A 22990-nucleotide genomic window follows, 5' to 3' on the forward strand; every position below is an offset into this window, starting at 1 on the left:
TCCACCGACAACCAACGGGAGATGCCCTTTTGGCAGAAGCGAATGCAAATGATCTCACCCAGGTCGTCGTCCTCTTGGCGGCGGGCGTGGCGGCGGTGCCGGTCTTCAAGAAGATCGGGCTCGGCTCGGTGCTCGGCTACCTGGCGGCGGGGCTGGCGATCGGCCCCTTCGGGCTCGGCTTCTTTGCCGATCCGCAGGCGATCATCCATGTCGCCGAACTCGGCGTGGTGATGTTCCTCTTCATCATCGGCCTTGAAATGCAACCCTCGCGGCTCTGGGGCATGCGCAAGGACATTTTCGGACTTGGCGCCATCCAGGTGATGGGCGCGATGGCGGCGCTGACCTGTATCGGGCTTTCCTTCGGCTTCCCGCTCATTCCTTCCTTCGTCGCCGGCACCGGCTTCGTCCTGACATCGACCGCCATCGTCATGCAGATGCTGCAGGAGCGCGGCACCATGTCGACGCTGAAGGGCCAGCGCATCATCGCGATCCTGCTCTTCGAGGACCTCGCCATCGTGCCGCTGCTCGCCATCGTCGTGCTGCTGGGTACGGGCGGCGCTGCCAAGGATACCTCCGACCGCTGGCTTTCGGTCGGCATCGCCATCGGCGCCATCGTGGCGCTGGTGCTGGCGGGGCGCTACCTGCTCAATCCGCTGTTTCGCGTGCTGGCGGCGTCCGGTGCGCGCGAGGTGATGACGGCCGCAGCCCTTCTCGTGGTGCTCGGCTCGGCGCTCGCCATGCAGGTCTCCGGGTTGTCGATGGCGATGGGCGCCTTCCTTGCCGGCGTGCTGCTCTCCGAATCGGCCTTCCGCCACCAGCTCGAAGCCGATATCGAGCCGTTCCGCGGCATCCTGCTCGGCCTGTTCTTCCTTGGCGTCGGCATGGCGATCGACCTCTCGGTCATCGCGGCCAACTGGCAGCTCGTGGTGGCGAGCGTCGTCGGCTACATGATCGCCAAGATCCTGATCATCTATCTGGTCGCCCGCGTGCTCGGCACCTGCCACGCCGAAAGCCTGGAACGCGCCGTGCTGATGGCGCAGGGCGGCGAATTCGCCTTCGTGCTCTATGCGGCCGCCGTTTCCGCCGGCATTTTCGACGGTGAGGACAATGCGATCCTGACGGCGACCATCATCATCTCGATGGTGCTGACACCGCTGATGGTCATCCTGCATGACCGCGTGGTGCCGAAGCAGCAGCCTTCCACCGAGGGGCTAACGTTGCCGGAGAATGTCGAGGGGACGGTGCTGATGATCGGCTTCGGCCGCTTCGGCCAGATCGTCAGCCAGCCGCTGCTCGCCCGCGGCTACACGCTCTCGCTGATCGACAAGGACGCGGAATTCGTGCGCGATGCCGCGGAGTTCGGCTTCAAGGTCTATTACGGCGACGGCTCGCGCATCGATATCCTGCATGCCGCGGGTGCGGCGACCGCCAAGGCGATCCTCATCTGCGTCGATGACAAGGAGGCGGCGGTGAAGATCGCGCAGATCGTGCATGAGGAGTTTCCGCTGGTGCCGCTTCTGGCGCGCGCCTACGACCGCGGCCACGCCATCGACCTCATCCATGCCGGCGTCGACTACCAGATCCGCGAGACCTTCGAATCCGCCACGGTCTTCAGCCGCGAGACGCTGAAGGTGCTCGGCGAGGACGAGGATCTCGCCATCGAAGTGGTCGAGGAATTCCGCGATGTCGACCGCGAGCGCCTGGCGCTCGAAACCGTCGGCGGCATCTATGCCGGCCGCCAGCTCGTGCGCGGCAATGCCCAGCCGGCCGATCTCGTCGCGGCGCGCACCGCCCGCGAGCGCGCGGCCGCGGAGGAGGAGCGCGAGCGCCGCGAAAGGGAACAGCAGGAAGAGGCCGGCTGACCGCGGATCGGGCTTGCCTTCGCGCGCCGGGTGGTTTCCCATGGGATCGACGCCGCCCGGCTCGATCACACTTGGAGAAGGACCCGCCCGCATGACGGCGACGAACGACGAACGCTTCGCCCATTCCGCCTTTTTGCGTGCCCGGGGAACAGCACAGGAAGGCAAAGTCGGCTTCGCCGAACTCTTCTTCGACCTCGTCTTCGTGCTGACCATCATCCAGCTTTCCCATTCGCTGGCGGGGCATTATTCGGCGCTCGGCCTCGTCGAGGCGGCAATGCTGACGCTCGCGGTCTGGTGGGTGTGGATCTATACGACCTGGGCGACCAACTGGCTCGATCCCGACAAGGCGCCGGTGCGCATCCTGCTCTTCGTGCTGATGTTCCTCGGACTGATGCTGTCGGTCGCCATTCCGGTCGCCTTTAGCACCGGCGGCCTGCTCTTCGCGCTCACCTATGTCGCCATGCAGGTCGGCCGCTCGGCCTTCACCGCCTATGTGATGCGGCGCGACTGGCCGGAAAACAGCCGCAACTTCATCCGCATCACCGCCTGGTCGGCCTTTGCCGCGGTGTTCTGGATCGCCGGCGCCTTCGTCGAGGAGGAGGCGCGGCTGGCGCTGTGGCTGCTGGCGCTCGTCATCGAATACAGCGCGCCGGCGCTCGGCTTCGTCACGCCCGGCATCGGGCGATCGTCGGTCAGCGACTGGCAGGTCTCCGGCGAGCATATTTCGGAGCGCTGCGCACTCTTCGTCATCATCTGCCTCGGCGAGACGATCCTCGTTACCGGCCGCACGGTCGCCGGCATGGAGTTGCTCGACGGCTTCACCATCATCCTGCTCGCCACCGCCTTCTTCTCGACCGCCACCATGTGGTGGATCTACTTCCGCTTCGGCCATGGCGAGGCGGCGCACCTGATCGAGCATTCGGCGACGCCGGGCCGTGTCGCCCGGCTTGCCTTCACCTATGCCCATATCCCGATCGTCGGCGGCATCATCCTGTCGGCCGTGGCAGAGGAATTCGCGCTCGCCCATCCGCATGGGCACGTCGATTTCAAGACGGCGAGCGCCATCCTCGGCGGGCCGATCGTCTTCCTCTCCGGCAATACCTGGTTCAAGCGGGCGGTGCGCGGACGGGCGCCGCTGTCGCATCTCGCCGGCATCGGCGCGCTTCTCCTGCTCGCCGCAGCCGTGCCCTTCGTCGAACCCTACCAACTCTTCATGGCGGCTTCCGCGGTGCTGTTCGGCGTGGCGCTCTGGGAGTTCCAGTCGCTGAAATCGACGCGGGCGGATGCGGTCGCAAAGGTCTAGATCGGATCGACATTTAGGTTGAACTCAGCCGCTGTCCCCGCGATCGCCGGAGGTTGATCAGCCTTTCGTTGGTTCTGGCCGATGGCAGCTGGGCGCGAGGTCGTAGAGGACGACAGCGACGCCAGCCTTTCGCTGCGCTGCCATCCGGTATCCCGTTACAAAAGCTGCAAACAGGGCCGCCGTTGACCGTATTGACATATCGGTAAATATCGATATTATTAGCCTATGGAATTGCTCGAAATATTCAAAGCCCTCTCAAACCGGACCCGCCTTGAAATCTTGAAAGGTTTGAAGGATCCCGCGAAGAACTTCCCTCCACAGGATGAAGGGGACGTTCTAACGGTAGGGGTCTGCGTCAGTAGCATTCAAGAAGGCGTGGGACTGTCGCAGTCGACGGTGTCTGATTATCTTGCAACCCTGCAACGAGCAGGCTTGGTGGAAGTCAGGCGCATCGGCCAGTGGACCTACTACAAGCGGAACGAAGCCACCATCAGTGCTCTTGCCGAGATCATCGGGAAGGAACTGTGATTTTTTGCCTCAGAATATCGGGAATTCTCTATATTCCTTTTTACCGAAACGAGGATGTGCAATGAAAGCGATGACACTTAAATCATTTGGCGGCCCGGATTCGTTCGAGCTTTGCGACGTGCCCAAGCCAGTGCCGCATGCCGGACAGGTGCTGGTCCAGGTACATGCAACCTCCATCAATCCGTTGGATTACCAAGTCCGACGTGGCGATTATCGCGATCTGGTGCCACTGCCGGCTATTACCGGACACGACGTATCCGGCGTTGTCGAAGCGGTCGGGCCGGGTGTGACGGCCTTCTCTCCAGGAGATGAAGTTTGGTACACCCCGCAAATATTTGACGGGCCAGGAAGCTATGCCGAGTACCACGTTGCTGCCGAAGGCATTGTGGGGAAGAAGCCTCCCTCGCTGAGCCACCTTGAAGCCGCAAGCTTGACCCTGGTTGGCGGTACGGTGTGGGAAGCACTGGTCGTGCGTGCGGCGCTAAGAGTGGGGGAAAGCATTCTGGTACATGGCGGCGCGGGAGGGGTCGGTCATGTGGCGATCCAAATCGCAAAGGCCATGGGAGCAAGAGTGTTCGCGACCGTGCGTGAAGCAAACTTTGAGTTCGCACATAGTTTGGGTGCCGATGTGGTCATCGACTACCAAAAGGAAGATTATGTCGACGCCGTCATGCGGGAAACGGCTGGCCGCGGAGTCGATGTGGTGTTCGATACCATCGGCGGTAACACATTGTCGCGCAGCCCCGACGCGCTCGCACAGCTTGGCCGTGTTGTCACGATCGTGGACATTGCACAGCCACAAAACGTCGTTCAGGCCTGGGGCAAGAACGCGAGTTATCACTTCGTTTTCACCAGACAAAACCGCGGAAAGCTCGATGAATTGAGCGCATTGATAGAACGCGGTCAGCTGCGGCCACATGTCGGCGCCGTCTACTCGCTTGCTGACATTCCACTCGCCCATGCCCGGCTGGAGACCCCCAACAACGGTGTTCGAGGAAAAATCGCGATAGCAGTCGGGCCTTCCGCTCATCTCGCAAGTGCGGGCTTTTAACCGTTGAACTCACTTTAGGGGAACGCCATGATTTATGAAATCGCTCAACTCTCGGTCCACAGAGCGCAAATTGAAACGTTCAGAGCCGCATTTGCCGAGGTCGCTCCGTTGCTCAGCCGCGCAGAAGGCTATTGCGGTCACGTTCTCGCACAAGGGATCGAAACACCCGAACTGTTCCACCTAATCGTGCGATGGCAGTCACTCGAGGATCACACGCCGGGCTTCGAAGCAAGTGAAGACCATCGGATGTTCATGATGGGCTTGCAGCGGTATTTTTCGGAAGAACCGAAGGTCTATCATATCGAGGGGGCAGCTTTTGCTACAGGCGAATATCTTGTTTAAAGTCTTATACAGAGCACGTAGCGGACGCTTGGGCAACGAAAAGCCAGCAGAGTCCTGTCCAGCCTCGCCGATGAGAGTTTATCGCTCAAAAGTCGATCCGGCCTAGGCGTCTTCGGCCACCTCATCCGCATCCATCGTCTGGAGGATGCGGATGATGTCTTCCATCGATTCGGCCACTTGCAGGCAACGGTCTTCCGGGGTCTGCGACAGGATGCGGTCGATTAGGCCGGTCTGGATGATCATTGCCTGTTCGGTGAGGCTGCGGCCGGCCTTCGTCAACGACAGGCGCAGTACGCGCTTGTCCTTCGCGTCGGCCTTGCGCAGGATCAGGTCGCGCTTTTCGAGCTGCGGCAGCAGCATGCTCATGTTGGAGCGGCCGACGAGCAGTTTTCGCGCCAGCTCCTGCTGGGAGATGCCATCGAAGCGGTAGAGGTTGACCAGGATATCGAGATGCGGCGGCTTGATGCCGAGATCGGCGATCGCCCTTGTCACCGCCTGCTGCATGAGCTGGCAGGCGCGCGCCACGCCGATCCAGCTGCGAAAGCGCGGATGATCCCAGGGGAAGGCTTGATTTTTGTTCATCGTTGTACTTTATTGTTCAGCATTGAACATTTTTTATGGATTCCCACTATGGCATCCTTTGGCTTGAAGGTCATCCGGCTGGCGCTCCAGGGGGCTGCCGCCGTCTCTCCTGCTGCCGCCGGCCGCGCCGCGTTCCGGCTGTTTGCGACGACGCCGGGCCGCCGGCCGCGTACGGCGAAGGAGAAGGAGCTTTTCGCCCGCTCCGAGGGCTGGATGCGGCAGGCCGAGCGCGTGACGCTCGCCTTTGCCGGCGGCACTGCCGTCGCGCACCGCTTTGCCGCGCGGCCCTGCCAGGCCTTTTCCGGCCGGGTGCTGGTGGTGCACGGCTGGGGCTCGCGCGCGGCCTATCTCTCGACGCTGACGGAGGCCTTGGTCGCCGCCGGCCACGAGGTGGTGGCGCTCGACCTGCCGGGCCATGGCGCCTCGCGCGGGCGAACGCTGACGCTGCCGATGGCGGTGCGGGCGATCGACGCGGCCTGGCAACGTTTCGGCGGGTTCGACTATTTCTGCGGCCATTCCTTTGGCGGGGCGTCGCTCGCCTGCGCGGCAAGCGGTCTCGTGCCGTCGGTTCCCGCGCACCGGCCGCGCCGGCTCGTCACTATCGGTTCGCCCAGCGAAATGACGTGGCTGTTCAAGGATCTCGGCCGGTTCCTGAAGCTCGGGGCCAAGGCCCAGGTGGCGCTGGAAAACCATGTGGAAAAGATTGCCGGCGCGCCGCTTTCGGCCTTCGACGCCGCGAACGGGGCCGGGCGGCTGAAGGTGCCGATGCTCGTGCTGCACGCGGAAGACGACAAGGAGGTGCCGGCGCTGCATGCCCGGCGTTATGCCGCTTCGGGGCCGAATGTCACGCTCGAATGGGCGAACGGCTTTGGCCATCGCCGCATCGTCTCCGCCGAGCCGGTGATCGATCGCATCGTGCGCTTCCTCGCTGAGGACGGGCAACGCATCGCCGCCTGACGGCCTTTTCGTCATGAACCTGTCATGCCAGGGTGCGATGCGCCGGAAACGGCAAGCAGCACAGGAGGCAAGCATGACCATCGTCACCTCGGTCGACCAGTTGAACGCGCTTTACGGCGAACCGGGCGAAGCCTCGCTCGTCAAGGTGACGAATTTCCTGCTGCCGCAATATCGCGCGATGATCGAGGCCTCGCCCTTCATGGCGCTCGCCACCGTCGGGCCGGAAGGGCTCGATTGCTCGCCGCGCGGCGATGCCGGCGCCGTCATCCATATCGAGGACGAGCGCACGCTGATGCTGCCGGACTGGCGCGGCAACAACCGCATCGATTCGCTCTCCAACATCGTGCGCGATCCGCGCGTGGCGCTGATGTTCCTCATTCCGGGCTCCAACACGACCATGCGCCTCAACGGCCGCGCGGTGGTGCGCATCGACCAGGCGCTCACCGAACGCTTCGTGATGGACGGAAAACACCCGCGCTCCGTCGTCGTGATCTCCATCGAAGAGGTCTATTCGCAATGCGCGCGCGCCGTTCTGCGCGCCGACCTCTGGAACCCGGAGAAGTTCCGCGATACCTCTTGCCTGCCGACCGTGGGCCAGATGCTCGCCTCGGCCAAGAAAGGTTTCGACGGCACCGCCTATGATCGGGAATGGCCCGGCCGGGCCGCCAGGACCATGTGGTGAGGGACAGTGAATATCTTGCCCTCCCGACCCGTCTTGTTAGCGATTGCAAGCGGCCACGGCCGATAGGTGGAGTTGGGAATGCGGATAGGAATTTTTGCGGCGGCGATCGCCGCAGTGCTTGCGGCTTCGGCCGGAGCGGCCAGGGCGGATGAGCTGATCGAAAGCTACGGCGCCTATATCGGCCAGGACGACCTCTACAACTCCAGCAACGAGCGCCTGACGCAGCCCTGGCAGGTCATCCGCCAGGACCGCGCCAATGTGCACCGCTTCGGTGTCAGCCAGCCCGGCGACGATTTCGACAACTTCTTCGCCTCGGCGCGCAACCGCGAGCTCGCCGAGCGCATGATCCGCAGCGGCCGCATCGACGGCAGCGCTGCTCGACGCCTGCTGAACGGCGATGTGCAGATCCACGTCGAAATCTGGCGCGGCGGGGGAGGCGATTATATCAACATTTCCGTGGACTAAGCACGCACTTGCGGGTGCTGCTCTCTTCGTGCTCGCCGCCTCAGTGGCGGGCGCTGCGGAGCCCGATCTTGCGGCCCGTCTCAAGCTGCTCGTCGCGGCCTATCCCGAAAGCCTCGCCGGCATCGAGGGCAACAGCCTTGTCTTCAAGGACGGTGGGGCACCGCTCGAAATCGACGACGGCAAGACGAAGGATCACCAGGCCGCGCTCGCCACCGGCGACGTCGAGGACAGCCTCCAGCAGATCTATCCGCTCGGCGCCTGCGACGCGAAACCGGTGGTGAATTTCGATCCCGGCCGCATTCGCAGCGACGCGCTGATGATGCGTCTTTACGGAAAATCGGCGAAGGCGGTGCAGGCCGATCTCGTGCCGGTCAAATGGTTTGGCGCGACGGTTCGCGTGACCAAGCGACAGGGCGCGGCTGCGGCGCTGGAGAAGGTGCGCGACGAGCTTGCGGCCAAACCGGAGCTGAAGCGCTATCTGGCGCCGTCGGCCGGCACCTTCAACTGGCGCAAGGTCTCCGGTGCGCCCAATATGTCGGTGCACAGTTTTGGCGCGGCGATCGATCTCAACACCAAGTTTGCCGATTACTGGATCTGGTCCGGCGGCAAGCCGGGCAAGGTGCCGAAATATGCCAACAAGTATCCGCTGGAGATCGTCGATATTTTCGAGCGGCACGGCTATGTCTGGGGCGGACGCTGGTATCACTACGACACCATGCATTTCGAGTATCGCCCCGATCTCATTGCCATAGCAAAAGCGGCAGGCGCTTCCGCCTGCCGCTGAGACGATATAGTGCCCAAACCTCTCCTCCGTCATCCTCGGGCTTGACCCGAGGATCCATAACCCTTTGAAAATAATGGATCCTCGGGTCAAGCCCGAGGATGACGGAGTGGTTGGGGCGGCAGGGCGTTTCCGCCTGCCGCCGATAGTGAAAAACTCAATCGCGAACGATGACCGTGACTCCCGCCGTGACTTGGGCATAGAGGTGTTCGACGTCTTCGTTCGCCATGCGGATGCAGCCGGAGGACTGCGCCTTGCCGAGCGAGGACGGCTGGTTGGTGCCGTGGATGCGGTAGATGGTCGAGCCGAGATAGATGGCGCGCGAGCCGAGCGGGTTGTCGAGGCCGCCCTTCATCGAGACCGGCAGGATCTTGCCCTTCTTGGCTTCGCGGGCACGCATGTCTTCCGGCGGCGTCCAGGTCGGCCATTCGGTCTTGCGGGTGACCTTTTCCGCGCCCGTCCAGATGAACCCCTCGCGGCCGACGCTGACGGCGTATTTCATGGCCAGGCCAGAGCCGAGCACGTGATAGAGGCGGCGTTCGGAATTGTCGACGATGATCGTGCCGGGGGCGACCTTCTCGTTGAAGGCGACGAGTTCGCGGGCGATCGGCGCGCGGGAGACGGCGGCGATCTTCTTTTCCGACTTGACCGGCTTGCCGCCGGACAGAACCTGCAGCCAGCCCGTCTTCTGGGCCGAGGAGGAGAGCGAGGCGACTTCGATCGGGTCGACGGCGTTGTCGGCTGCGAAGGCCGCGCCTGCGGTGGAAAGAAGACCTGCGAGAAGAGCGATAGCGAGCTTTTTCATTGTCCTGGTCCCTGTTTGCGGCCGTTGGCTTCATGCTCGGCGCTTTGTTCTGATGGGGACTTTCTAGGACAGCGGCGCGCGCCACGATGTTCCGGCGGGAACAGGCCTCCCGCCGGGCTTTTCGAGCCCCTAGAAGGGCTGGATCCAGACGAGGCTGCTCAGCATCAGGGCGGCGATCATCGTCAGTTCGAAAAATCCGGTTTGCATGGCGCGTTCCTCCCGTGCCGCAAAAACGCGCGACTCCCGCCGCGGTTCCGCCGGATTTGGCGGGCGAGAAAAAATTTCGTGCCAAACGCAAAACGGCGCCCGAAGGCGCCGTTTCGAAGGCAGTGCGAGGCCGCTTATTTGCGGTAGATCAGCCAGCTCTTGGCGAAATCCTTCTTCATGCCGTCCTCGAACGGCATGGTGCGGTTGCGACCGCCGTTCTTGGCGCAATAAAGCGCGATGTCGGCTTTGGAGTAGAGTTCGCCTGGACCTTCCGCCCAGGAGGCCATGCAGAAGCCGAGCGAGATGGTGATCGGGCCGTAATTGACGCCGGTCTTTGAGTTCTTGAAGGGCGTGTGCTCGAGCGCGACGCGGATGCGCTCGGCGATCGCCATTGCCTCTTCCTCGGTGTTGCCTTCCACGATCATCGCGAATTCTTCGCCGCCGGTGCGGGCGACGAGAATGTCCTTGCGCACATTGGCGCGAATCAAGCTGCCGACAGAGGCGAGGATTTTGTCGCCAACGGGGTGGCCGTAGGTGTCGTTGATCTTCTTGAAATGGTCGATGTCGGCGAGGATCAGCGCGGTCACACCGCGCGACATCGTCGAATTGTAGATGGCGGAAAGCTTGTCGTCGAAGGCGCGACGGTTGGAGAGCTGCGTCAGCGAATCCGTGTTGGCGATGCGCTTGTATTCGTCGAGTTCCTTGCGCACATTGTCCATCTCGATCGACTTCTGCGCGACGTTCTCCACCATCTCCTTGCCCTGGTTGATGGTGTCGCCGGTCGCCTGCGTCAGCACGCCGACGACGCTCTTGATGATCTCGACGCTGGTTGCGTTCTTGCCGGTGATGCGCCCGAACGTCTCGTCGAGCAGCTTATTGTAGCTTTCGAGTGAGGTCTGCTCCTGCTTCAGGAGACGCAACAGCCCTTCCAGCTCGCCGACGATCTTGGTGTGCGCGCCGTCGATGGCGGTCGCGCCATGGTGATGGCCGAAATATTTCGCGCCGATCTCGTCCAGCTCTTCCTGCGAGGCCTTGCTGCCGAGGGCGGCGAGTTCGCGCGTCAGCTTGGGATTGGAACCGATATAGGCTTCGTAGAACAGCTCGTAGTTCCGCGGGATGGGCGCGACGCCCATTATGCGCATGGCATAGGTCACCTGGGCCGCGATATCCGGCACCTGGACCTTCTGCGCAACTGCCGTGCTCATGTCGGCTGCTCCTGAATTTCGTTGGTTGGCTCCCGACCCGCAAAATAAGGCGGAAATACTTTGGGAATGATTAACGCTTCTCAACTCTCGTTACGGAAGGCTGGACGCAAAAAAGGCCGCAGATACAATGACCTGCGGCCTTTCAAGGCGGAATATTCAAAAATTCTATCTCAACCCGGCATAATCATTTTTTCAGGACGTACAACCGCGTCGAATTCTTCGTTGGTCACGTAACCGCCGCCGACGGCCTCTTCGCGAAGCGTCGTCCCGTTTTTATGGGCGGTTTTTGCGATTTTGGCGGCGTTGTCGTAGCCGATCTTCGGGGCGAGTGCTGTGACGAGCATCAGCGAACGGTCGAGGGCCGCCTTGATGTTGTCCTCGCGCGCCTCGATGCCGGTGACGCAATTGTCGGTAAACGAGATTGCGGCATCCGACAGCAACTGGACCGATTGCAGGAAGTTGTAGGCCATCAGCGGGTTGAAGACGTTGAGCTCGAAATGGCCCTGGCTGCCGGCGAAGGTGAGCGAGGCATGGTTGCCGAAGACCTGGGCGCAGACCTGGGTGAGGGCCTCGCACTGGGTCGGGTTCACCTTGCCCGGCATGATAGACGAGCCCGGCTCGTTTTCCGGCAGCGCCAGTTCGCCGAGGCCGGAGCGCGGGCCGGAGCCGAGGAAGCGGATGTCGTTGGCGATCTTGAAGAGCGCTGCGGCGGCGGCATTGATTGCGCCGTGCGAGAAGACCATCGAGTCGTGGGCGGCGAGCGCTTCGAACTTGTTCGGCGCGGTCTTGAAGGCGATGCCGGTGATCTGCGCAATGTGGTCGGCGACCTTCTCCGCAAAGCCGACCGGCGCGTTGAGGCCCGTGCCGACGGCGGTGCCGCCCTGGGCGAGTTCGCACAGGCCCGGCAGCGTCAGCTCGATGCGCTTGATCGAGGAGGCGACCTGCGCGGCGTAGCCGGAAAACTCCTGGCCGAGGGTGAGCGGAGTGGCGTCCTGCGTGTGCGTGCGGCCGATCTTGATGATGTGGTCGAAGACCTTCACCTTCGCTTCAAGGGCAGCATGCAGGTGCTTCAGCGCCGGCAGCAGGTCGTGCACGATGCGCTCGGCACAGGCGATGTGCATGGCCGTCGGATAGGTGTCGTTCGACGACTGGCTCATGTTGACGTGGTCGTTCGGGTGCACCGGCTTCTTCGAGCCCATGACGCCGCCGAGCATTTCGATCGCCCGGTTGGAGATCACCTCATTGGCGTTCATGTTCGACTGGGTGCCCGAGCCCGTCTGCCAGACGACGAGCGGGAAATGGTCGTTGAGCTTGCCGTCGATGACTTCCTGCGCGGCGTCCGTGATGGCCTTGGCGAGCGCCGGGTCGAGGCGGCCGAGTTCGGCATTGGCGCGGGCGGCGGCCTGCTTGACGATGCCGAGCGCACGCACGACCGAAAGCGGCTGCTTTTCCCAGCCGATCTTGAAATTGCCGAGCGAGCGCTGGGCCTGCGCGCCCCAATAGCGGCTGTTGTCCACTTCGATGGGGCCGAATGTATCCGTTTCCGTGCGCGTCGATGTCATTGTGCTTCCCGCTAAAAACCCATGCGCTTCGTCCTGCCGCCGGCGATGCCGCCGCATGGGGCGCGGCAGGCCGGGCGAGCGCGGGCCGTTTCATAAAAGGCCGCGCTGGCGCGAAAAAATCGCGAAAATCTCTGGCCCATCTGCGACCCGGTTGCAAGGGGCGGAATGGCCGCGCGGGACGAGACTTTCGGTTAAAATCGATTAGGCCGCGGACGGGCGGGATGAGGGCGCGCGGAGCGCTCGCGGGGCTGTGCTTTTTCCATCACAATCGTCGGCTTGTTTTTCGCGCCTTGCTGACGTTCCAGGCGAAATTTTCGTTTCCAGCGGTAAAATTCCACGCCAATTCAAATTTTTACGCCTGCCCATCCGTCTCGCTTGCCGAGGTCTGAAATGACGGTTTCGTGAGGTTTGGCAAGGCTGGCGGGGAGGGGCGTTTCCTTTTCATTCACCATCCTTTCCTATAACTTACCGGCCTGCTGGTTCGGGCGCCACCAGAGACCGCGACACGCGCGGGTCAATCGGGGAATGGAATACATGAAGCTTACCAAGACTGCCGTGCTGGCCGCCGCGCTGGCTCTCTCCTGCGCCACTGTTTCGCTCAACGCGACGCCCGCAAACGCCCTGACCGTCATGGAATGGCTGAACGGCAAGAAAAAGCAGAAGGCCGAGCCGCTTCCCGGCGTCGACACCGGCTTTGCCCTGCCGGGCGCCGAAGTGAAGCAGGAAGCCAAGCCGCTGCCCCGCGTCACCGGTCCGCGCTACTATACCTACAAGGCCGATGCGCTGAAGCGCGTCGCCGTCGACAAGCTGGCCGATCCCGTCATCACCAGCTCGATTTCCGCCGCCGTCCAGCCGGCCGGCGATGCGGGCATCCGCGCCGCCTTCGCCACCGTTGACGTGCGCACGACCGAGGGGCCTGCCAAGGCGGTCGAGAGTTTTTACGGCCAGCAGAAGAAATTCGTCTGGATCGACGGCACGGGCATCAACGAGAAGGCGAAGAGCGCCATCGCGGTTCTGGCCGATGCCGCTTCGGTCGGCCTCGATCCGTGGGACTATGCGGTCAAGATTCCGTCGGACAGCTTCGACAGCGCCGACATGAACAAGCGCTATGGCGAGCTTGCGACCTTCGAGGTGGCACTTTCGGCTGCCGTCGCCACCTATGTGCAGGACGCCGTGCGCGGCCGCATCGATCCGAACAAGATTTCCGGCTACCACGATTTCAAGCGCAAGGACGTCAATCTCGTCGCGGCGCTGAAGAACGTGGCGATGAGCAGCAACGTCAAGGGCTATCTCGAAAGCCGCTCGCCCTCGAGCGCCGATTTCCAGGCGCTGAAGGCGGAGCTTGCCAAGCTGAAGGCGGAAACTGCGGGCGAAGATCGCGTGGTCATCGCCGAAGGCACGCTCCTGAAGCCCGGCCAGAGCAATCCGGAACTCGCCAATGTCGTCAAGGGCATCGTCAAGCACGGCTCCGACGCGCTGAAGACCGATCATTCGGTGACGATCGCCACGTACACCGGCACGCCCGAATACACGCCGGAACTGGTGGCCCTCGTCGAGGCCTTCCAGAAGGAAAACGGCCTGAAGCCGGACGGCGTCGTCGGCAAGGCCTCGATCCGCAAGATGACGGGCGGCGACAGCGTTGCCGACAAGGTCGCCAAGGTCGAGGTGGCGCTGGAGCAGGCGCGCTGGCTGCCGGTCGATCTCGGCGCCCGCCACGTCTTCATCAACCAGCCGGCCTTCCAGGTCTATTATTACGAGGACGGCGCGGAAAAGTTCTCGATGCGCACGGTCGTCGGCTCGAAGTCGAACCAGACCTATTTCTTCGAGGACAAGGTGCAGACTGTCGAGGTCAACCCCTATTGGGGCGTGCCGCAGTCGATCATCATCAACGAGATGCTGCCGAAACTTCGCAGCGATCCGTCCTATCTCGACCGCATGGGCTACGAGGTCGCCGTCGGCGGCCGCGCGGTGCCGTCTTCGTCGGTCAACTGGTACGGCTCGACCTCGGGCGTTTCCGTGCGCCAGCCGCCGAGCGGCGACAATGCGCTGGGCGAACTGAAGATCCTGTTCCCGAACAGCCACGCCATCTACATGCACGACACGCCTTCGAAGAGCTTCTTCAAGAAGGACATGCGCGCGCTCAGCCACGGCTGCGTGCGCCTTGCCGAACCGCGCAAGATGGCGGCCGCCGTGCTCGGCGTGAGCGAGGAAGACGTCGGCAAGGAGATCGCCGCCGGCCACAACAAGGCGCTGCCGGTCAAGGCGGATATCCCGATCTACATCGCCTATTTCACCGCCTGGCCGAACAAGGACGGCGTGGTCGAATTCTTCGACGACGTCTATGGCCGCGACGACTACATGCGCAAGGCTTTCGCCGCGACGCAGAAGGCGCGGCAGGTCCAGGGCTGACCGTTCAGCCCCAGGTCAGCGGATCGAGCCGCAGATAAAAGGCGAGGCGCTCCCGGTCGGGCGCCTCGATTCCCAGCGTGGCGAAGAGAATGTCGAAGGCTTTTTCAGCCTCCGCTTCCGTCGTCCAGTTTTCCCCGGCATTGGCGAGCATGAGCGTGAGGTCGGCGTAACGGTCCGCCGTGCCGAGACGGCCGAGATCGATCAGGCCCGTGCAGCGCAGCGTCTGCGGGTCCACCATGAAATTCGGCATGCAGGGATCGCCGTGGCAGACCACGCGGTCTTCTCGTTCCTGCGCAAGCCGCAGCGGCAGTTCTGCCTCGACGCGGGCGAGCAGCTCGCCTGCCGGCCGCTCCTTGTCCTCATCAGGCAAAAAATCCGGATTGACGGCGTCGCGCGCCACGACACCGGCGGCGCGGGCGAACATGCCGGCGAGGTTTTTCTCGAAAGGGCAGTTTTCGATGGGAAGGGCGTGGAACGCGGCGAGCTGTTCGGCCATCGAAGGCCAGGCCGTGAGGAGGTCGGCGCCCGAAAGCGTCACCGCCGGCAGGCCCGCCACGGCGCTCATGACAAGGCAGGCGCCCTGTTCGTTCTCGCGCCAGTCCAGAAGTGCGGGGCAGGCGATGCCCTTGTCCGCCAGCCAGGCGAGCCGGTCGCGTTCGCCGGCAAGCTCTAAAGCGCGCGGTCCGGCCGCGAGCTTCGCATAGCTGCGCCCGTCCGGGCTGCGAAAAACCCGGTCGCCGGATTCGCCTTGATGCGCCGGCACCCAGCCGGCGTTGATATCCAGGAGCGTTCCGGCCCAGTCCATGGGTTCGCTCAGCGGGCGAGCAGGCGCTCGACGAGGTCGGGCGTCAGTTCGTCGAAATGGGTGATGACATGGGTCGGCTCCAGCTCGGCGACCGGCACGTCGGAATAGCCGAAGGGCACGCCAATCGACGGGACGCCGGCATTGCGCGCGACGAGCATGTCGTTGAGGCTGTCGCCGATCATCACGGTACGGAGCGGATCGGCTTCGGCGAGGCGGACAGTGCCGAGCAGGTGTTCGGCATCCGGCTTGCGCACCGCGAACGTATCGCCGCCGGTGATCGCCGCGAAACGCGCGGTCAGCCCTAGGCCGTCGACGAGGCGGCGGGCGAGGCCTTCCATCTTGTTGGTGCAGACGGCGAGGCGGTAGCCGGCGCCGGAAAGGCGGTCCATCGCATCGACGAGGCCCGGATAGGGCACCGAGACGCCCGGCATGGCCTCCGCATAATGGTCGACGAAGACGCCGAGCATGCGGGCCAGCTCCTCCTCGCTGATCTCGCGGCCGCGCAGCGAGAAGGCGCGCTTGATCATCACCGTCCCGCCATGACCGACGAGATAGGTGAGGTCGTCATAGGTGATGGGGTCAAGGCCTTCGAGACCGATCGTGTGGTTGAGGCTTGCCACGAGGTCGTGCGCGGTATCGATGAGCGTACCGTCGAGATCGAAGACAACGAGAGATGCGGACATGCGGGAAACCTTGTGAGGAGAGCGAGGGCAGGCCTCTCCGGTATGCGATGGCGCCGGCATTTGCAATCGGCTTCTCGCCCAGGGGGATGCGGCGATTTTGGCTTTCGTTTGGCATTCAGGGCGTGTAAGTGTCTCACCGGAATTCCGGCCGCTTCGGGCGCCGGCTGACGCGTATTCAAGGAGTTTTGGGGCATGGACGCCCGGGAAATGAAGATCAAGGCCGCCGAGGCCGCACTCTCCCATGTGGAAGACGGCATGCGCCTCGGCATCGGCACCGGCTCGACTGCGGAAGAGTTCGTACGGCTTCTGGCGGAGAGGGTCGCAGGCGGCCTGAAGGTCGAGGGCGTGCCCACATCCGAGCGCACGGCGCGGCTCTGCGTCGAACTCGGCGTGCCGCTGAAGTCGCTCGACGAGCTGCCGGAACTCGACCTCACCATCGACGGCGCCGACGAAGTCGACGGCCGGCTGAGCCTCATCAAGGGCGGCGGCGGTGCGTTGCTGCGCGAAAAGATCGTCGCCAGCGCCTCGACGCGCATGATCGTCATTGCCGACGAGAGCAAGGTGGTCGAGACGCTCGGCGCCTTCAAGCTGCCGATCGAGGTCAACCCGTTCGGGCTTGCCGCCACGCGCATCGCCATCGAGAAGGCGGCCGCCCGGCTTGGCCTTTCGGGCGCCATCGTGCTGCGTGCGTCAGGCGACGGCACCTTCATGACCGATGGTGGACACTATATTCTCGACGCATCTTTTGGCCGCATTCCTGATGCAGATGCGCTCGCAAGCAGCCTCAATGACATACCCGGTGTCGTCGAACACGGACTCTTCATCAATATGGCGTCGCTGGCCATCATCGCGGGACCCGCTGGTGCGCGCACGCTGACGGCAAAAGAATAGACAGGAGCACAGACCGATATGATCAAATTTGCTGGTTTCGGCCGGACCCTCGCGGTGACCCTTATCGTTTCGGCAAGCCTTGCAGGCGCTGCCACGGCGCAGGACGTCACGGACGAACAGATCAAGACCGCCCGCTCTGCCATCGACGCCATCGGCGCGACGAACGGTTTCGACAACATCCTGCCGGGCCTTGCCGTGCGCATCAAGAGCACGCTGGTTCAGGCCTCGCCGAACCACGAATCGGAAATCAATGCGACCGTCGACGAGCAGGCGCTCGCGCTTGCGCCGCGCCGCGCCGATCTGGAACGCGAGGCCGCGTCGATCTACGCAAAGACCTTCACCCAGGATGAGCTGAAGGCGATCGCCGATTTCTACACGTCGCCCGTCGGCAAGAAGCTGCTTTCGGATGGCCCGATCGCCACGCGCGAAGTCATGAAGGCCGCCGAGATCTGGGCTGTCGGCGTCGACCGCGACCTGCGGGCCGAAAGCGCCAAGAAGCTCAACCCGATCCTCGGCAGCGTGCCGGCCACCGATGGTGCGGCCACCGAGGGTGGCGAAGCGCAGCAGCCGCAGCAGTAATCGATTTTCCGGAAAAGGCGGCGTCAGCCGCCTTTTTCTTTTGCACCACCTGCTCCTATATGTTCTTCGGCCCGGTGACGGATTCGCGCTGCCGGTCCCGTCAGACGGCCACGCTTGCCCGCAGGAGATCTACCCATGGCGACATTCGACTACGACCTCTTCGTCATCGGCGGGGGCTCCGGCGGCGTGCGCAGCGCGCGGCTGGCGGCCAGCATGGGCAAGAAGGTGGCGATCGCGGAAGAATTCCGCTTTGGCGGCACCTGCGTCATCCGCGGCTGCGTGCCGAAGAAGCTCTATGTCTACGCCTCGCAGTTCCACGAGCATTTCGAGGATGCGGCCGGGTTCGGCTGGCAGGTCGGCGAGACGCGCTTCGACTGGCAGGCGCTCGTCGCCGCCAAGGAGAAGGAAATCACCCGCCTCGAAGGGCTCTACCGCAAGGGGCTCGACAATGCCGGCGCCACGATCCTTGCGACGCGTGCCGTGCTGGTCGGCCCGAACACCATCCGCCTGACCGCCACCGACGAACTGGTGACGGCGGAACGCATCCTGATCGCCGTCGGCGGCCATCCGACGCCGCATCCCGGGCTTCCCGGCTTTGAGCTGTGTATCTCCTCCAACGAGGCATTCGACCTGCCGGAGCTGCCGAAAGCCATCCTGATTGCCGGTGGCGGCTATATCGCGGTCGAATTCGCCAACATCTTCCATGGCCTCGGCGTTGAGACCACGCTGATCTATCGCGGCAAGCAGATCCTGTCGCGCTTCGACCAGGACATGCGCCACGGCCTGCAATCCGCGATGATCGCCAAGGGCATCCGCGTGATCTGCGAGGATATTATCACGGACGTGTCCGAGACCGGGGACGGCCGCCGTTCCGTCACCACCAAGTCGGGCGAGACGCTTGTCGTCGACCAGGTCATGCTGGCGCTCGGCCGCGTGCCGAACACCGGCAGCCTTGGATTGGAAACGGCGGGCGTGGCGACGAACGAGAAGGGCGCGATCATCGTCGACGATTTTTCGCGCACCAATGTCGAGAGCATTTTTGCGCTCGGCGACGTGACGGACCGCGTGCAGCTTACCCCTGTCGCGATCCATGAGGCCATGTGCTTCATCGAGACGGAGTTCCGCGGCAACCCGGTCTCGCCGGACCATGACATGATCGCCACCGCCGTGTTCTCGCAGCCCGAGATCGGCACCGTCGGCATGAGCGAAGAGGAGGCGGCAAAGGCCTTCGACGATCTCGAAATCTACCGCGCCGAATTCCGCCCGATGAAGGCGACGCTCTCCGGCCGGCAGGAAAAGACGATCATGAAGCTCGTCGTCAACGCCGCCGACCGCAAGGTGTTGGGCGCCCATATCCTCGGCCACGATGCCGGCGAAATGGCGCAGCTCCTCGGCATTTCGCTGAAAGCGGGCGTCACCAAGGACGACTTCGACCGCACGATGGCGGTGCACCCGACGGCCTCCGAAGAGCTCGTCACCATGTACCAGCCGAGCTATCGCGTGCGCGGCGGCCAGCGGGTCTGAAAGCCCGCCCGTCACGGTGACGCAAATCGGCCAGCCTCGGCTGGAACTTCGGCTATGCAAGAACCATCTAACGGTTTATAAGCCCGCATCTTCAAAACGGAGGGGCGTTCGCAGGCTTTCGCGGGCGCTTCAGGACAGGTGAGTATCATGGCACAGAATTGGACCCCGACCAGCTGGCGGCAGAAGCCCATCCAGCAGGTTCCGGATTATCCGGATCTCGCCGCATTGGCGGCGACTGAAGAGCGCCTCGCGAAGTTTCCGCCGCTCGTCTTCGCCGGCGAGGCACGCCGCCTGAAGTCGGCGCTGGCCAACGTTTCCGAGGGCAAGGGCTTCCTGCTCCAGGGCGGCGACTGTGCCGAAAGCTTCGCCGAACACGGCGCCGATACGATCCGCGACTTCTTCCGCGCCTTCCTCCAGATGGCCGTGGTGCTGACTTTTGGCGCCCAGCAGCCCGTCGTGAAGGTCGGTCGTATTGCCGGCCAGTTCGCCAAGCCCCGTTCCTCGGGCATCGAGAAGCAGGGTGACGTGTCGCTGCCGTCCTACCGCGGCGACATCATCAACGGTATCGAGTTCACCGAGGATGAGCGCATTCCGAACCCGGAACGCCAGCTCATGGCCTACCGCCAGTCGGCCGCGACGCTGAACCTGCTACGCGCTTTCGCGATGGGCGGCTACGCCAATCTCGAGAACGTCAACCAGTGGATGCTCGGCTTCGTCAAGGATAGCCCGCAGGCCGAGCGCTACCGCAAGCTCGCCGACCGGATTTCCGAGACGATGGACTTCATGAAGGCGATCGGCATCACCTCGGAAAACCATCCGAACCTGCGCGAGACCGATTTCTTCACCAGCCACGAGGCCCTGCTGCTCGGCTACGAGCAGGCGCTGACCCGCGTCGATTCGACCTCGGGCGACTGGTATGCGACGTCCGGCCACATGATCTGGATCGGCGACCGTACGCGCCAGGCCGACCATGCGCATGTCGAATATTGCCGCGGCATCAAGAACCCGCTCGGCCTCAAGTGCGGCCCGACGCTGACCAGCGACGGCCTGCTGGAGCTGATCGACCTCCTGAACCCGGCAAACGAGGCCGGCCGCCTGACGCTGATCTGCCGCTTCGGCCACGACAAGGTCGCCGACAACCTGCCGCGCCTCATCCGCGCCGTGGAGCGGGAAGGCAAGAAGGTCGTCTGGTCCTGCGACCCGATGCACGGCAATACGATCACGCTCAACAACTACAAGACCCGTCCGTTCGAGCGGATCCTGTCGGAAGTCGAAAGCTTCTTCCAGATCCACCGCGCGGAAGGCACGCATCCAGGCGGCATCCATATCGAGATGACCGGCAACGACGTGACGGAATGCACGGGTGGCGCGCGGGCGCTGTCGGGCGACGACCTCGCCGACCGCTACCACACCCATTGCGATCCGCGTCTGAACGCCGACCAGGCACTCGAACTCGCTTTTCTTCTTGCCGAGCGCATGAAGGGCGGCCGGGACGAAAAGCGCATGGTCGTGAACGGCTGATCGCCTTTCGTTCGTGCTTCGTCTCCGTAAATTAGCGGGGCTGATGCATGCATTCAGAAACGTGAATTTGACAGGAACCGGGCCGGCTCGCAAAGCTGGCCCGGTTTCGTTTGGGAGGACATATGAGCGAAGAACATTTGGGGCATTGCCTGTGCGGCGCGGTGCGCTTTCGCACCCAGGGCCAGTTGCGCGAGGTGGTTGCCTGCCATTGCAGCCAGTGCCGCCGGCAGACCGGGCATTTTTATGCCGCGACCAATGTGCGCGACGATGCGCTTGCCGTGGAGGGCGGCGAGAACGTCACCTGGTACAGGGCGAGCGACACGGCAAGCCGTGGCTTCTGCCGCGTCTGCGGCTCCGCCCTGTTCTGGAAGGGCGACGGTTCCGACTATACCTCGATCATGGCCGGCGCCTTCGACCAGCCGACGGGGCTCAGGATCGGCGTGCATATCTTCTGCGCCGACAAGGGCGATTATTACGAGATCAACGACGACGCACCGCGCTTCGCCCAGGGCCACTGAGGGCTACTGGACGAGGGCAGGGCGTTTGCAGGAGACGCCGGTGACGCGGATGTCGGCCTCGCCGATCCGGATGCCGGCGACCAGCAGTAGGTTGTAGAGCAACTGGTCGAGCGCCGGCGTCACGGCGCCGAGCGTGGTGGCGAGCGCCGAGGTGAGGATCGACGCGTTGATCGGCAGGCCGAGCAGCTTCACGTTGATCTCCAGCTCCATGTCCCCCAGCATGGTCTGGATGGTGGAGGAGAGCGTGTCGCGGGTCGATACGGATTTCGTCGTTCCGGCGGCGATTTCTGCCGATGTATAGGTGAGGTGAGTTTTTGTCAGATTCATCGCCTCGCCGGGTGCTCGCGCATCGACGCTTAAAAGCGCCGAATCGACAATGCGGGCCTTTTCCACGCGGGGCTCATCGGAGAAATGCGACAGCACCGAGGGGTTGACCTTGCCAAGCGCGATTTCCGCAACGCCCGCCACTGCGTCGATGGCCACACTGGCATTGCTGGCCGAACCGCCAAGACAGCGGATATCGGCAAGCTTTGCCTCCGACGCGGCGACCTCGATATAAAGCGGCAGCTTGACACGCAGGCCAGCAAGCACTGCGAGGCCATCAATGTTCACCTCGACCGCAAGCCGCGTCTGGGCGCTGCGCACCGCGGTGCCCGGCGCGCCAAGCCTGTTCGACGGGGTCTCCACCGGCGGTTCGCCGATTGCGAGGTCCACGGTAACGGCGCCAAGGCCGGGCACAACCGTGCCGAGGTCGAGGGCGACCTGGTTCGTTCCATTCGCCAGCGCGGCCGCGGAAGAGATCATCTGCAAGGCGTTGATCGACATCTTCCAGTCGCCGCCGGTTCCAATCGTCAGGCCTTTCTTCGGATCGAGGTTAAGGATGCGCGACAGCGGCAGTTTCACCTTGCTGCCGGCCGTTGCCTGCTCCAGAAGCCGCAGGGCCGACCGTACGGGGCCGGAAAGCCCCTCGACGGCGCCCATCGAGGTGAGAAGTTGCGGCATGGTTACGCCGGCATTCAGCACATCCTCATAGGTGCCGGCCGTCAGGTTGAGGTTCGTCGCAATCGCCTTCAGGAACGGCTGGACCGAAATGTCGGTATCGACCAGCGCCCGGTAGTCCATGACGTTGAGCGAGAGGTTCGTGCCGAGGAGTTTCCCGAGCAGCGCATTCAGGATGCCGCCATTGAGGCTGGCAAGACGCGTGCCGATGGAGAAGGAGGCTGTCTTGGAGCGGGCGGCGGAGCCCGTGGCCGAAAGCGTCAGCGAGTTCTGCATGAAGAGCGAGGAGACAAAGAGGTCGGCTTTCCTTGAAAGCATGACGCGGGCGGCGTCCGCATCCGTGGTGGCAGTCTTGAAGCGCGCTTCCGGCGCGATAGCGGGGTCAGCAATATAGCGCCCGCGCTCGACAAGCGCCGTTCCCTGCGTCAACTTGGCGTTGCTGGGCGTGATCACCGCGGGGATGACCTTGCCGTCCTTACCGGTCACGGAGATCGGCAGGTTGTTGAGTGCAAAGTATGTGGCGGCCGATTGTTCGGCATCGCCGACGCTTGCAGCGGCTGCGATGGCGGCAAGATCCGCTTCCGTCTGCAATTGGCGCTGTTGCAGCGTGAGGTAGCTATAGTCAACGCCGAGCGCGATCGAAAAAATCAGGAGGGGCAGGCTCAGGGCTGCGAGGGTGCCGATGTTGCCTGCGCGATCCTTGAGGAGTGTTTTGGGCACCTTCATGCG

General features: G+C 63.5%; 22 protein-coding genes. 15 read left to right on the forward strand and 7 right to left on the reverse strand.

The genetic code is table 11. The annotated features are described in order from the left end of the window. Positions 1-29 precede the first annotated feature (29 nt). The 5 genes from J2Y63_RS17300 (at position 30) to J2Y63_RS17320 (ending at position 5086) form a co-directional block, all read left to right on the forward strand. Positions 30-1862 carry a monovalent cation:proton antiporter-2 (CPA2) family protein gene (locus J2Y63_RS17300; RefSeq protein ID WP_435267090.1) on the forward strand — a complete coding sequence of 611 codons (1833 nt, stop codon included), beginning with the start codon at positions 30-32 and terminating at the stop codon, positions 1860-1862. Between the two features lie 91 nt (positions 1863-1953). Further along, on the forward strand, positions 1954-3165 hold the full coding sequence (locus J2Y63_RS17305; protein WP_435267091.1) for a low temperature requirement protein A: 1212 nt from the start codon (positions 1954-1956) through the stop codon (positions 3163-3165). Positions 3166-3390: 225 nt separating this feature from the next. Next, positions 3391-3693 (forward strand): ArsR/SmtB family transcription factor, encoded by a 303-nt coding sequence (locus J2Y63_RS17310; protein ID WP_066658179.1) that lies wholly within the window; start codon positions 3391-3393, stop codon positions 3691-3693. A gap of 61 nt (positions 3694-3754) precedes the next feature. Next, complete coding sequence (locus J2Y63_RS17315) at positions 3755-4744, forward strand: zinc-dependent alcohol dehydrogenase family protein (protein WP_435267092.1); 990 nt, start codon at positions 3755-3757, stop codon at positions 4742-4744. Between the two features lie 27 nt (positions 4745-4771). Beyond that, positions 4772-5086 carry an antibiotic biosynthesis monooxygenase family protein gene (locus tag J2Y63_RS17320; protein WP_435267093.1) on the forward strand — a complete coding sequence of 105 codons (315 nt, stop codon included), beginning with the start codon at positions 4772-4774 and terminating at the stop codon, positions 5084-5086. A gap of 102 nt (positions 5087-5188) precedes the next feature. On the opposite strand, the gene J2Y63_RS17325 is transcribed toward J2Y63_RS17320, so the two are convergent. After that, complete coding sequence (locus J2Y63_RS17325) at positions 5189-5668, reverse strand: MarR family winged helix-turn-helix transcriptional regulator (RefSeq protein ID WP_435267094.1); 480 nt, start codon at positions 5666-5668, stop codon at positions 5189-5191. A 48-nt stretch (positions 5669-5716) separates the two neighbouring features. Between J2Y63_RS17325 and J2Y63_RS17330 the strand changes: the two genes are divergently transcribed. The 4 genes from J2Y63_RS17330 (at position 5717) to J2Y63_RS17345 (ending at position 8556) form a co-directional block, all read left to right on the forward strand. Then, entirely contained in the window at positions 5717-6625 is a 909-nt protein-coding gene (locus tag J2Y63_RS17330) for an alpha/beta hydrolase (RefSeq protein ID WP_435267095.1), read from the forward strand. Between the two features lie 73 nt (positions 6626-6698). Further along, positions 6699-7307: a pyridoxamine 5'-phosphate oxidase family protein gene (locus J2Y63_RS17335; protein WP_435267096.1), complete on the forward strand. Its 609-nt coding sequence runs from the start codon at positions 6699-6701 to the stop codon at positions 7305-7307. Between the two features lie 78 nt (positions 7308-7385). Beyond that, positions 7386-7772 carry a hypothetical protein gene (locus J2Y63_RS17340; protein ID WP_435267097.1) on the forward strand — a complete coding sequence of 129 codons (387 nt, stop codon included), beginning with the start codon at positions 7386-7388 and terminating at the stop codon, positions 7770-7772. A 28-nt stretch (positions 7773-7800) separates the two neighbouring features. After that, a complete protein-coding gene (locus J2Y63_RS17345) occupies positions 7801-8556 on the forward strand; it encodes a M15 family metallopeptidase (RefSeq protein ID WP_435267098.1) in 756 nt (251 codons plus the stop codon). Between the two features lie 154 nt (positions 8557-8710). On the opposite strand, the gene J2Y63_RS17350 is transcribed toward J2Y63_RS17345, so the two are convergent. From J2Y63_RS17350 to fumC, 3 genes are all read right to left on the reverse strand, one after another. Continuing rightward, entirely contained in the window at positions 8711-9358 is a 648-nt protein-coding gene (locus J2Y63_RS17350) for a L,D-transpeptidase (RefSeq protein ID WP_256115614.1), read from the reverse strand. A 341-nt stretch (positions 9359-9699) separates the two neighbouring features. After that, complete coding sequence (locus J2Y63_RS17355; protein WP_256115615.1) at positions 9700-10770, reverse strand: GGDEF domain-containing protein; 1071 nt, start codon at positions 10768-10770, stop codon at positions 9700-9702. A gap of 170 nt (positions 10771-10940) precedes the next feature. Further along, positions 10941-12389: a class II fumarate hydratase gene (gene fumC / locus J2Y63_RS17360; protein ID WP_435267099.1), complete on the reverse strand. Its 1449-nt coding sequence runs from the start codon at positions 12387-12389 to the stop codon at positions 10941-10943. A gap of 477 nt (positions 12390-12866) precedes the next feature. On the opposite strand from fumC, the gene J2Y63_RS17365 reads away from it, so the two are divergent. Beyond that, positions 12867-14741 (forward strand): L,D-transpeptidase family protein, encoded by a 1875-nt coding sequence (locus J2Y63_RS17365; RefSeq protein WP_435267100.1) that lies wholly within the window; start codon positions 12867-12869, stop codon positions 14739-14741. A gap of 4 nt (positions 14742-14745) precedes the next feature. Here the strand turns inward: J2Y63_RS17365 and J2Y63_RS17370 are convergent, their stop codons facing one another. Both J2Y63_RS17370 and J2Y63_RS17375 read right to left on the reverse strand, forming a co-directional pair. Then, positions 14746-15546: an APH(3'') family aminoglycoside O-phosphotransferase gene (locus tag J2Y63_RS17370; protein WP_435267101.1), complete on the reverse strand. Its 801-nt coding sequence runs from the start codon at positions 15544-15546 to the stop codon at positions 14746-14748. A gap of 8 nt (positions 15547-15554) precedes the next feature. Beyond that, positions 15555-16229 (reverse strand): HAD family hydrolase, encoded by a 675-nt coding sequence (locus tag J2Y63_RS17375; RefSeq protein WP_435267102.1) that lies wholly within the window; start codon positions 16227-16229, stop codon positions 15555-15557. A 192-nt stretch (positions 16230-16421) separates the two neighbouring features. Between J2Y63_RS17375 and rpiA the strand changes: the two genes are divergently transcribed. The 5 genes from rpiA (at position 16422) to J2Y63_RS17400 (ending at position 21262) form a co-directional block, all read left to right on the forward strand. Continuing rightward, positions 16422-17120 (forward strand): ribose-5-phosphate isomerase RpiA, encoded by a 699-nt coding sequence (rpiA, locus tag J2Y63_RS17380; protein WP_435267103.1) that lies wholly within the window; start codon positions 16422-16424, stop codon positions 17118-17120. 18 nt (positions 17121-17138) lie between these two features. After that, entirely contained in the window at positions 17139-17699 is a 561-nt protein-coding gene (locus tag J2Y63_RS17385) for a DUF2059 domain-containing protein (protein ID WP_256115622.1), read from the forward strand. 135 nt (positions 17700-17834) lie between these two features. Then, entirely contained in the window at positions 17835-19223 is a 1389-nt protein-coding gene (gor, locus tag J2Y63_RS17390; protein WP_435267104.1) for a glutathione-disulfide reductase, read from the forward strand. Positions 19224-19370: 147 nt separating this feature from the next. Continuing rightward, positions 19371-20744, forward strand: coding sequence for a class II 3-deoxy-7-phosphoheptulonate synthase (locus J2Y63_RS17395; RefSeq protein ID WP_435267105.1), 1374 nt, complete (start codon positions 19371-19373; stop codon positions 20742-20744). A 122-nt stretch (positions 20745-20866) separates the two neighbouring features. Further along, entirely contained in the window at positions 20867-21262 is a 396-nt protein-coding gene (locus tag J2Y63_RS17400) for a GFA family protein (RefSeq protein WP_435267106.1), read from the forward strand. A 3-nt stretch (positions 21263-21265) separates the two neighbouring features. On the opposite strand, the gene J2Y63_RS17405 is transcribed toward J2Y63_RS17400, so the two are convergent. Next, positions 21266-22987: a pilus assembly protein TadG-related protein gene (locus J2Y63_RS17405; protein ID WP_435267107.1), complete on the reverse strand. Its 1722-nt coding sequence runs from the start codon at positions 22985-22987 to the stop codon at positions 21266-21268. Positions 22988-22990: the final 3 nt, after the last annotated feature.

The sequence above is a fragment of the Shinella sp. BE166 genome, from assembly GCF_051201095.1.
GTDB lineage: Bacteria > Pseudomonadota > Alphaproteobacteria > Rhizobiales > Rhizobiaceae > Shinella > Shinella lacus.

Excerpts from the sequence above, each read along its gene's own strand:
- J2Y63_RS17305 (WP_435267091.1), top strand. The coding sequence starts at position 1,954 with ATGACGGCGACGAACGACGAACGCTTCGCCCATTCCGCCTTTTTGCGT.
- J2Y63_RS17310 (WP_066658179.1), top strand. The coding sequence starts at position 3,391 with ATGGAATTGCTCGAAATATTCAAAGCCCTCTCAAACCGGACCCGCCTT.
- J2Y63_RS17315 (WP_435267092.1), top strand. The coding sequence starts at position 3,755 with ATGAAAGCGATGACACTTAAATCATTTGGCGGCCCGGATTCGTTCGAG.
- J2Y63_RS17320 (WP_435267093.1), top strand. The coding sequence starts at position 4,772 with ATGATTTATGAAATCGCTCAACTCTCGGTCCACAGAGCGCAAATTGAA.
- J2Y63_RS17325 (WP_435267094.1), bottom strand. The coding sequence starts at position 5,668 with ATGAACAAAAATCAAGCCTTCCCCTGGGATCATCCGCGCTTTCGCAGC.
- J2Y63_RS17330 (WP_435267095.1), top strand. The coding sequence starts at position 5,717 with ATGGCATCCTTTGGCTTGAAGGTCATCCGGCTGGCGCTCCAGGGGGCT.
- J2Y63_RS17335 (WP_435267096.1), top strand. The coding sequence starts at position 6,699 with ATGACCATCGTCACCTCGGTCGACCAGTTGAACGCGCTTTACGGCGAA.
- J2Y63_RS17340 (WP_435267097.1), top strand. The coding sequence starts at position 7,386 with ATGCGGATAGGAATTTTTGCGGCGGCGATCGCCGCAGTGCTTGCGGCT.
- J2Y63_RS17350 (WP_256115614.1), bottom strand. The coding sequence starts at position 9,358 with ATGAAAAAGCTCGCTATCGCTCTTCTCGCAGGTCTTCTTTCCACCGCA.
- J2Y63_RS17355 (WP_256115615.1), bottom strand. The coding sequence starts at position 10,770 with ATGAGCACGGCAGTTGCGCAGAAGGTCCAGGTGCCGGATATCGCGGCC.
- fumC (WP_435267099.1), bottom strand. The coding sequence starts at position 12,389 with ATGCGGCGGCATCGCCGGCGGCAGGACGAAGCGCATGGGTTTTTAGCG.
- J2Y63_RS17365 (WP_435267100.1), top strand. The coding sequence starts at position 12,867 with ATGAAGCTTACCAAGACTGCCGTGCTGGCCGCCGCGCTGGCTCTCTCC.
- J2Y63_RS17370 (WP_435267101.1), bottom strand. The coding sequence starts at position 15,546 with ATGGACTGGGCCGGAACGCTCCTGGATATCAACGCCGGCTGGGTGCCG.
- J2Y63_RS17375 (WP_435267102.1), bottom strand. The coding sequence starts at position 16,229 with ATGTCCGCATCTCTCGTTGTCTTCGATCTCGACGGTACGCTCATCGAT.
- rpiA (WP_435267103.1), top strand. The coding sequence starts at position 16,422 with ATGGACGCCCGGGAAATGAAGATCAAGGCCGCCGAGGCCGCACTCTCC.
- J2Y63_RS17385 (WP_256115622.1), top strand. The coding sequence starts at position 17,139 with ATGATCAAATTTGCTGGTTTCGGCCGGACCCTCGCGGTGACCCTTATC.
- gor (WP_435267104.1), top strand. The coding sequence starts at position 17,835 with ATGGCGACATTCGACTACGACCTCTTCGTCATCGGCGGGGGCTCCGGC.
- J2Y63_RS17395 (WP_435267105.1), top strand. The coding sequence starts at position 19,371 with ATGGCACAGAATTGGACCCCGACCAGCTGGCGGCAGAAGCCCATCCAG.
- J2Y63_RS17400 (WP_435267106.1), top strand. The coding sequence starts at position 20,867 with ATGAGCGAAGAACATTTGGGGCATTGCCTGTGCGGCGCGGTGCGCTTT.
- J2Y63_RS17405 (WP_435267107.1), bottom strand. The coding sequence starts at position 22,987 with ATGAAGGTGCCCAAAACACTCCTCAAGGATCGCGCAGGCAACATCGGC.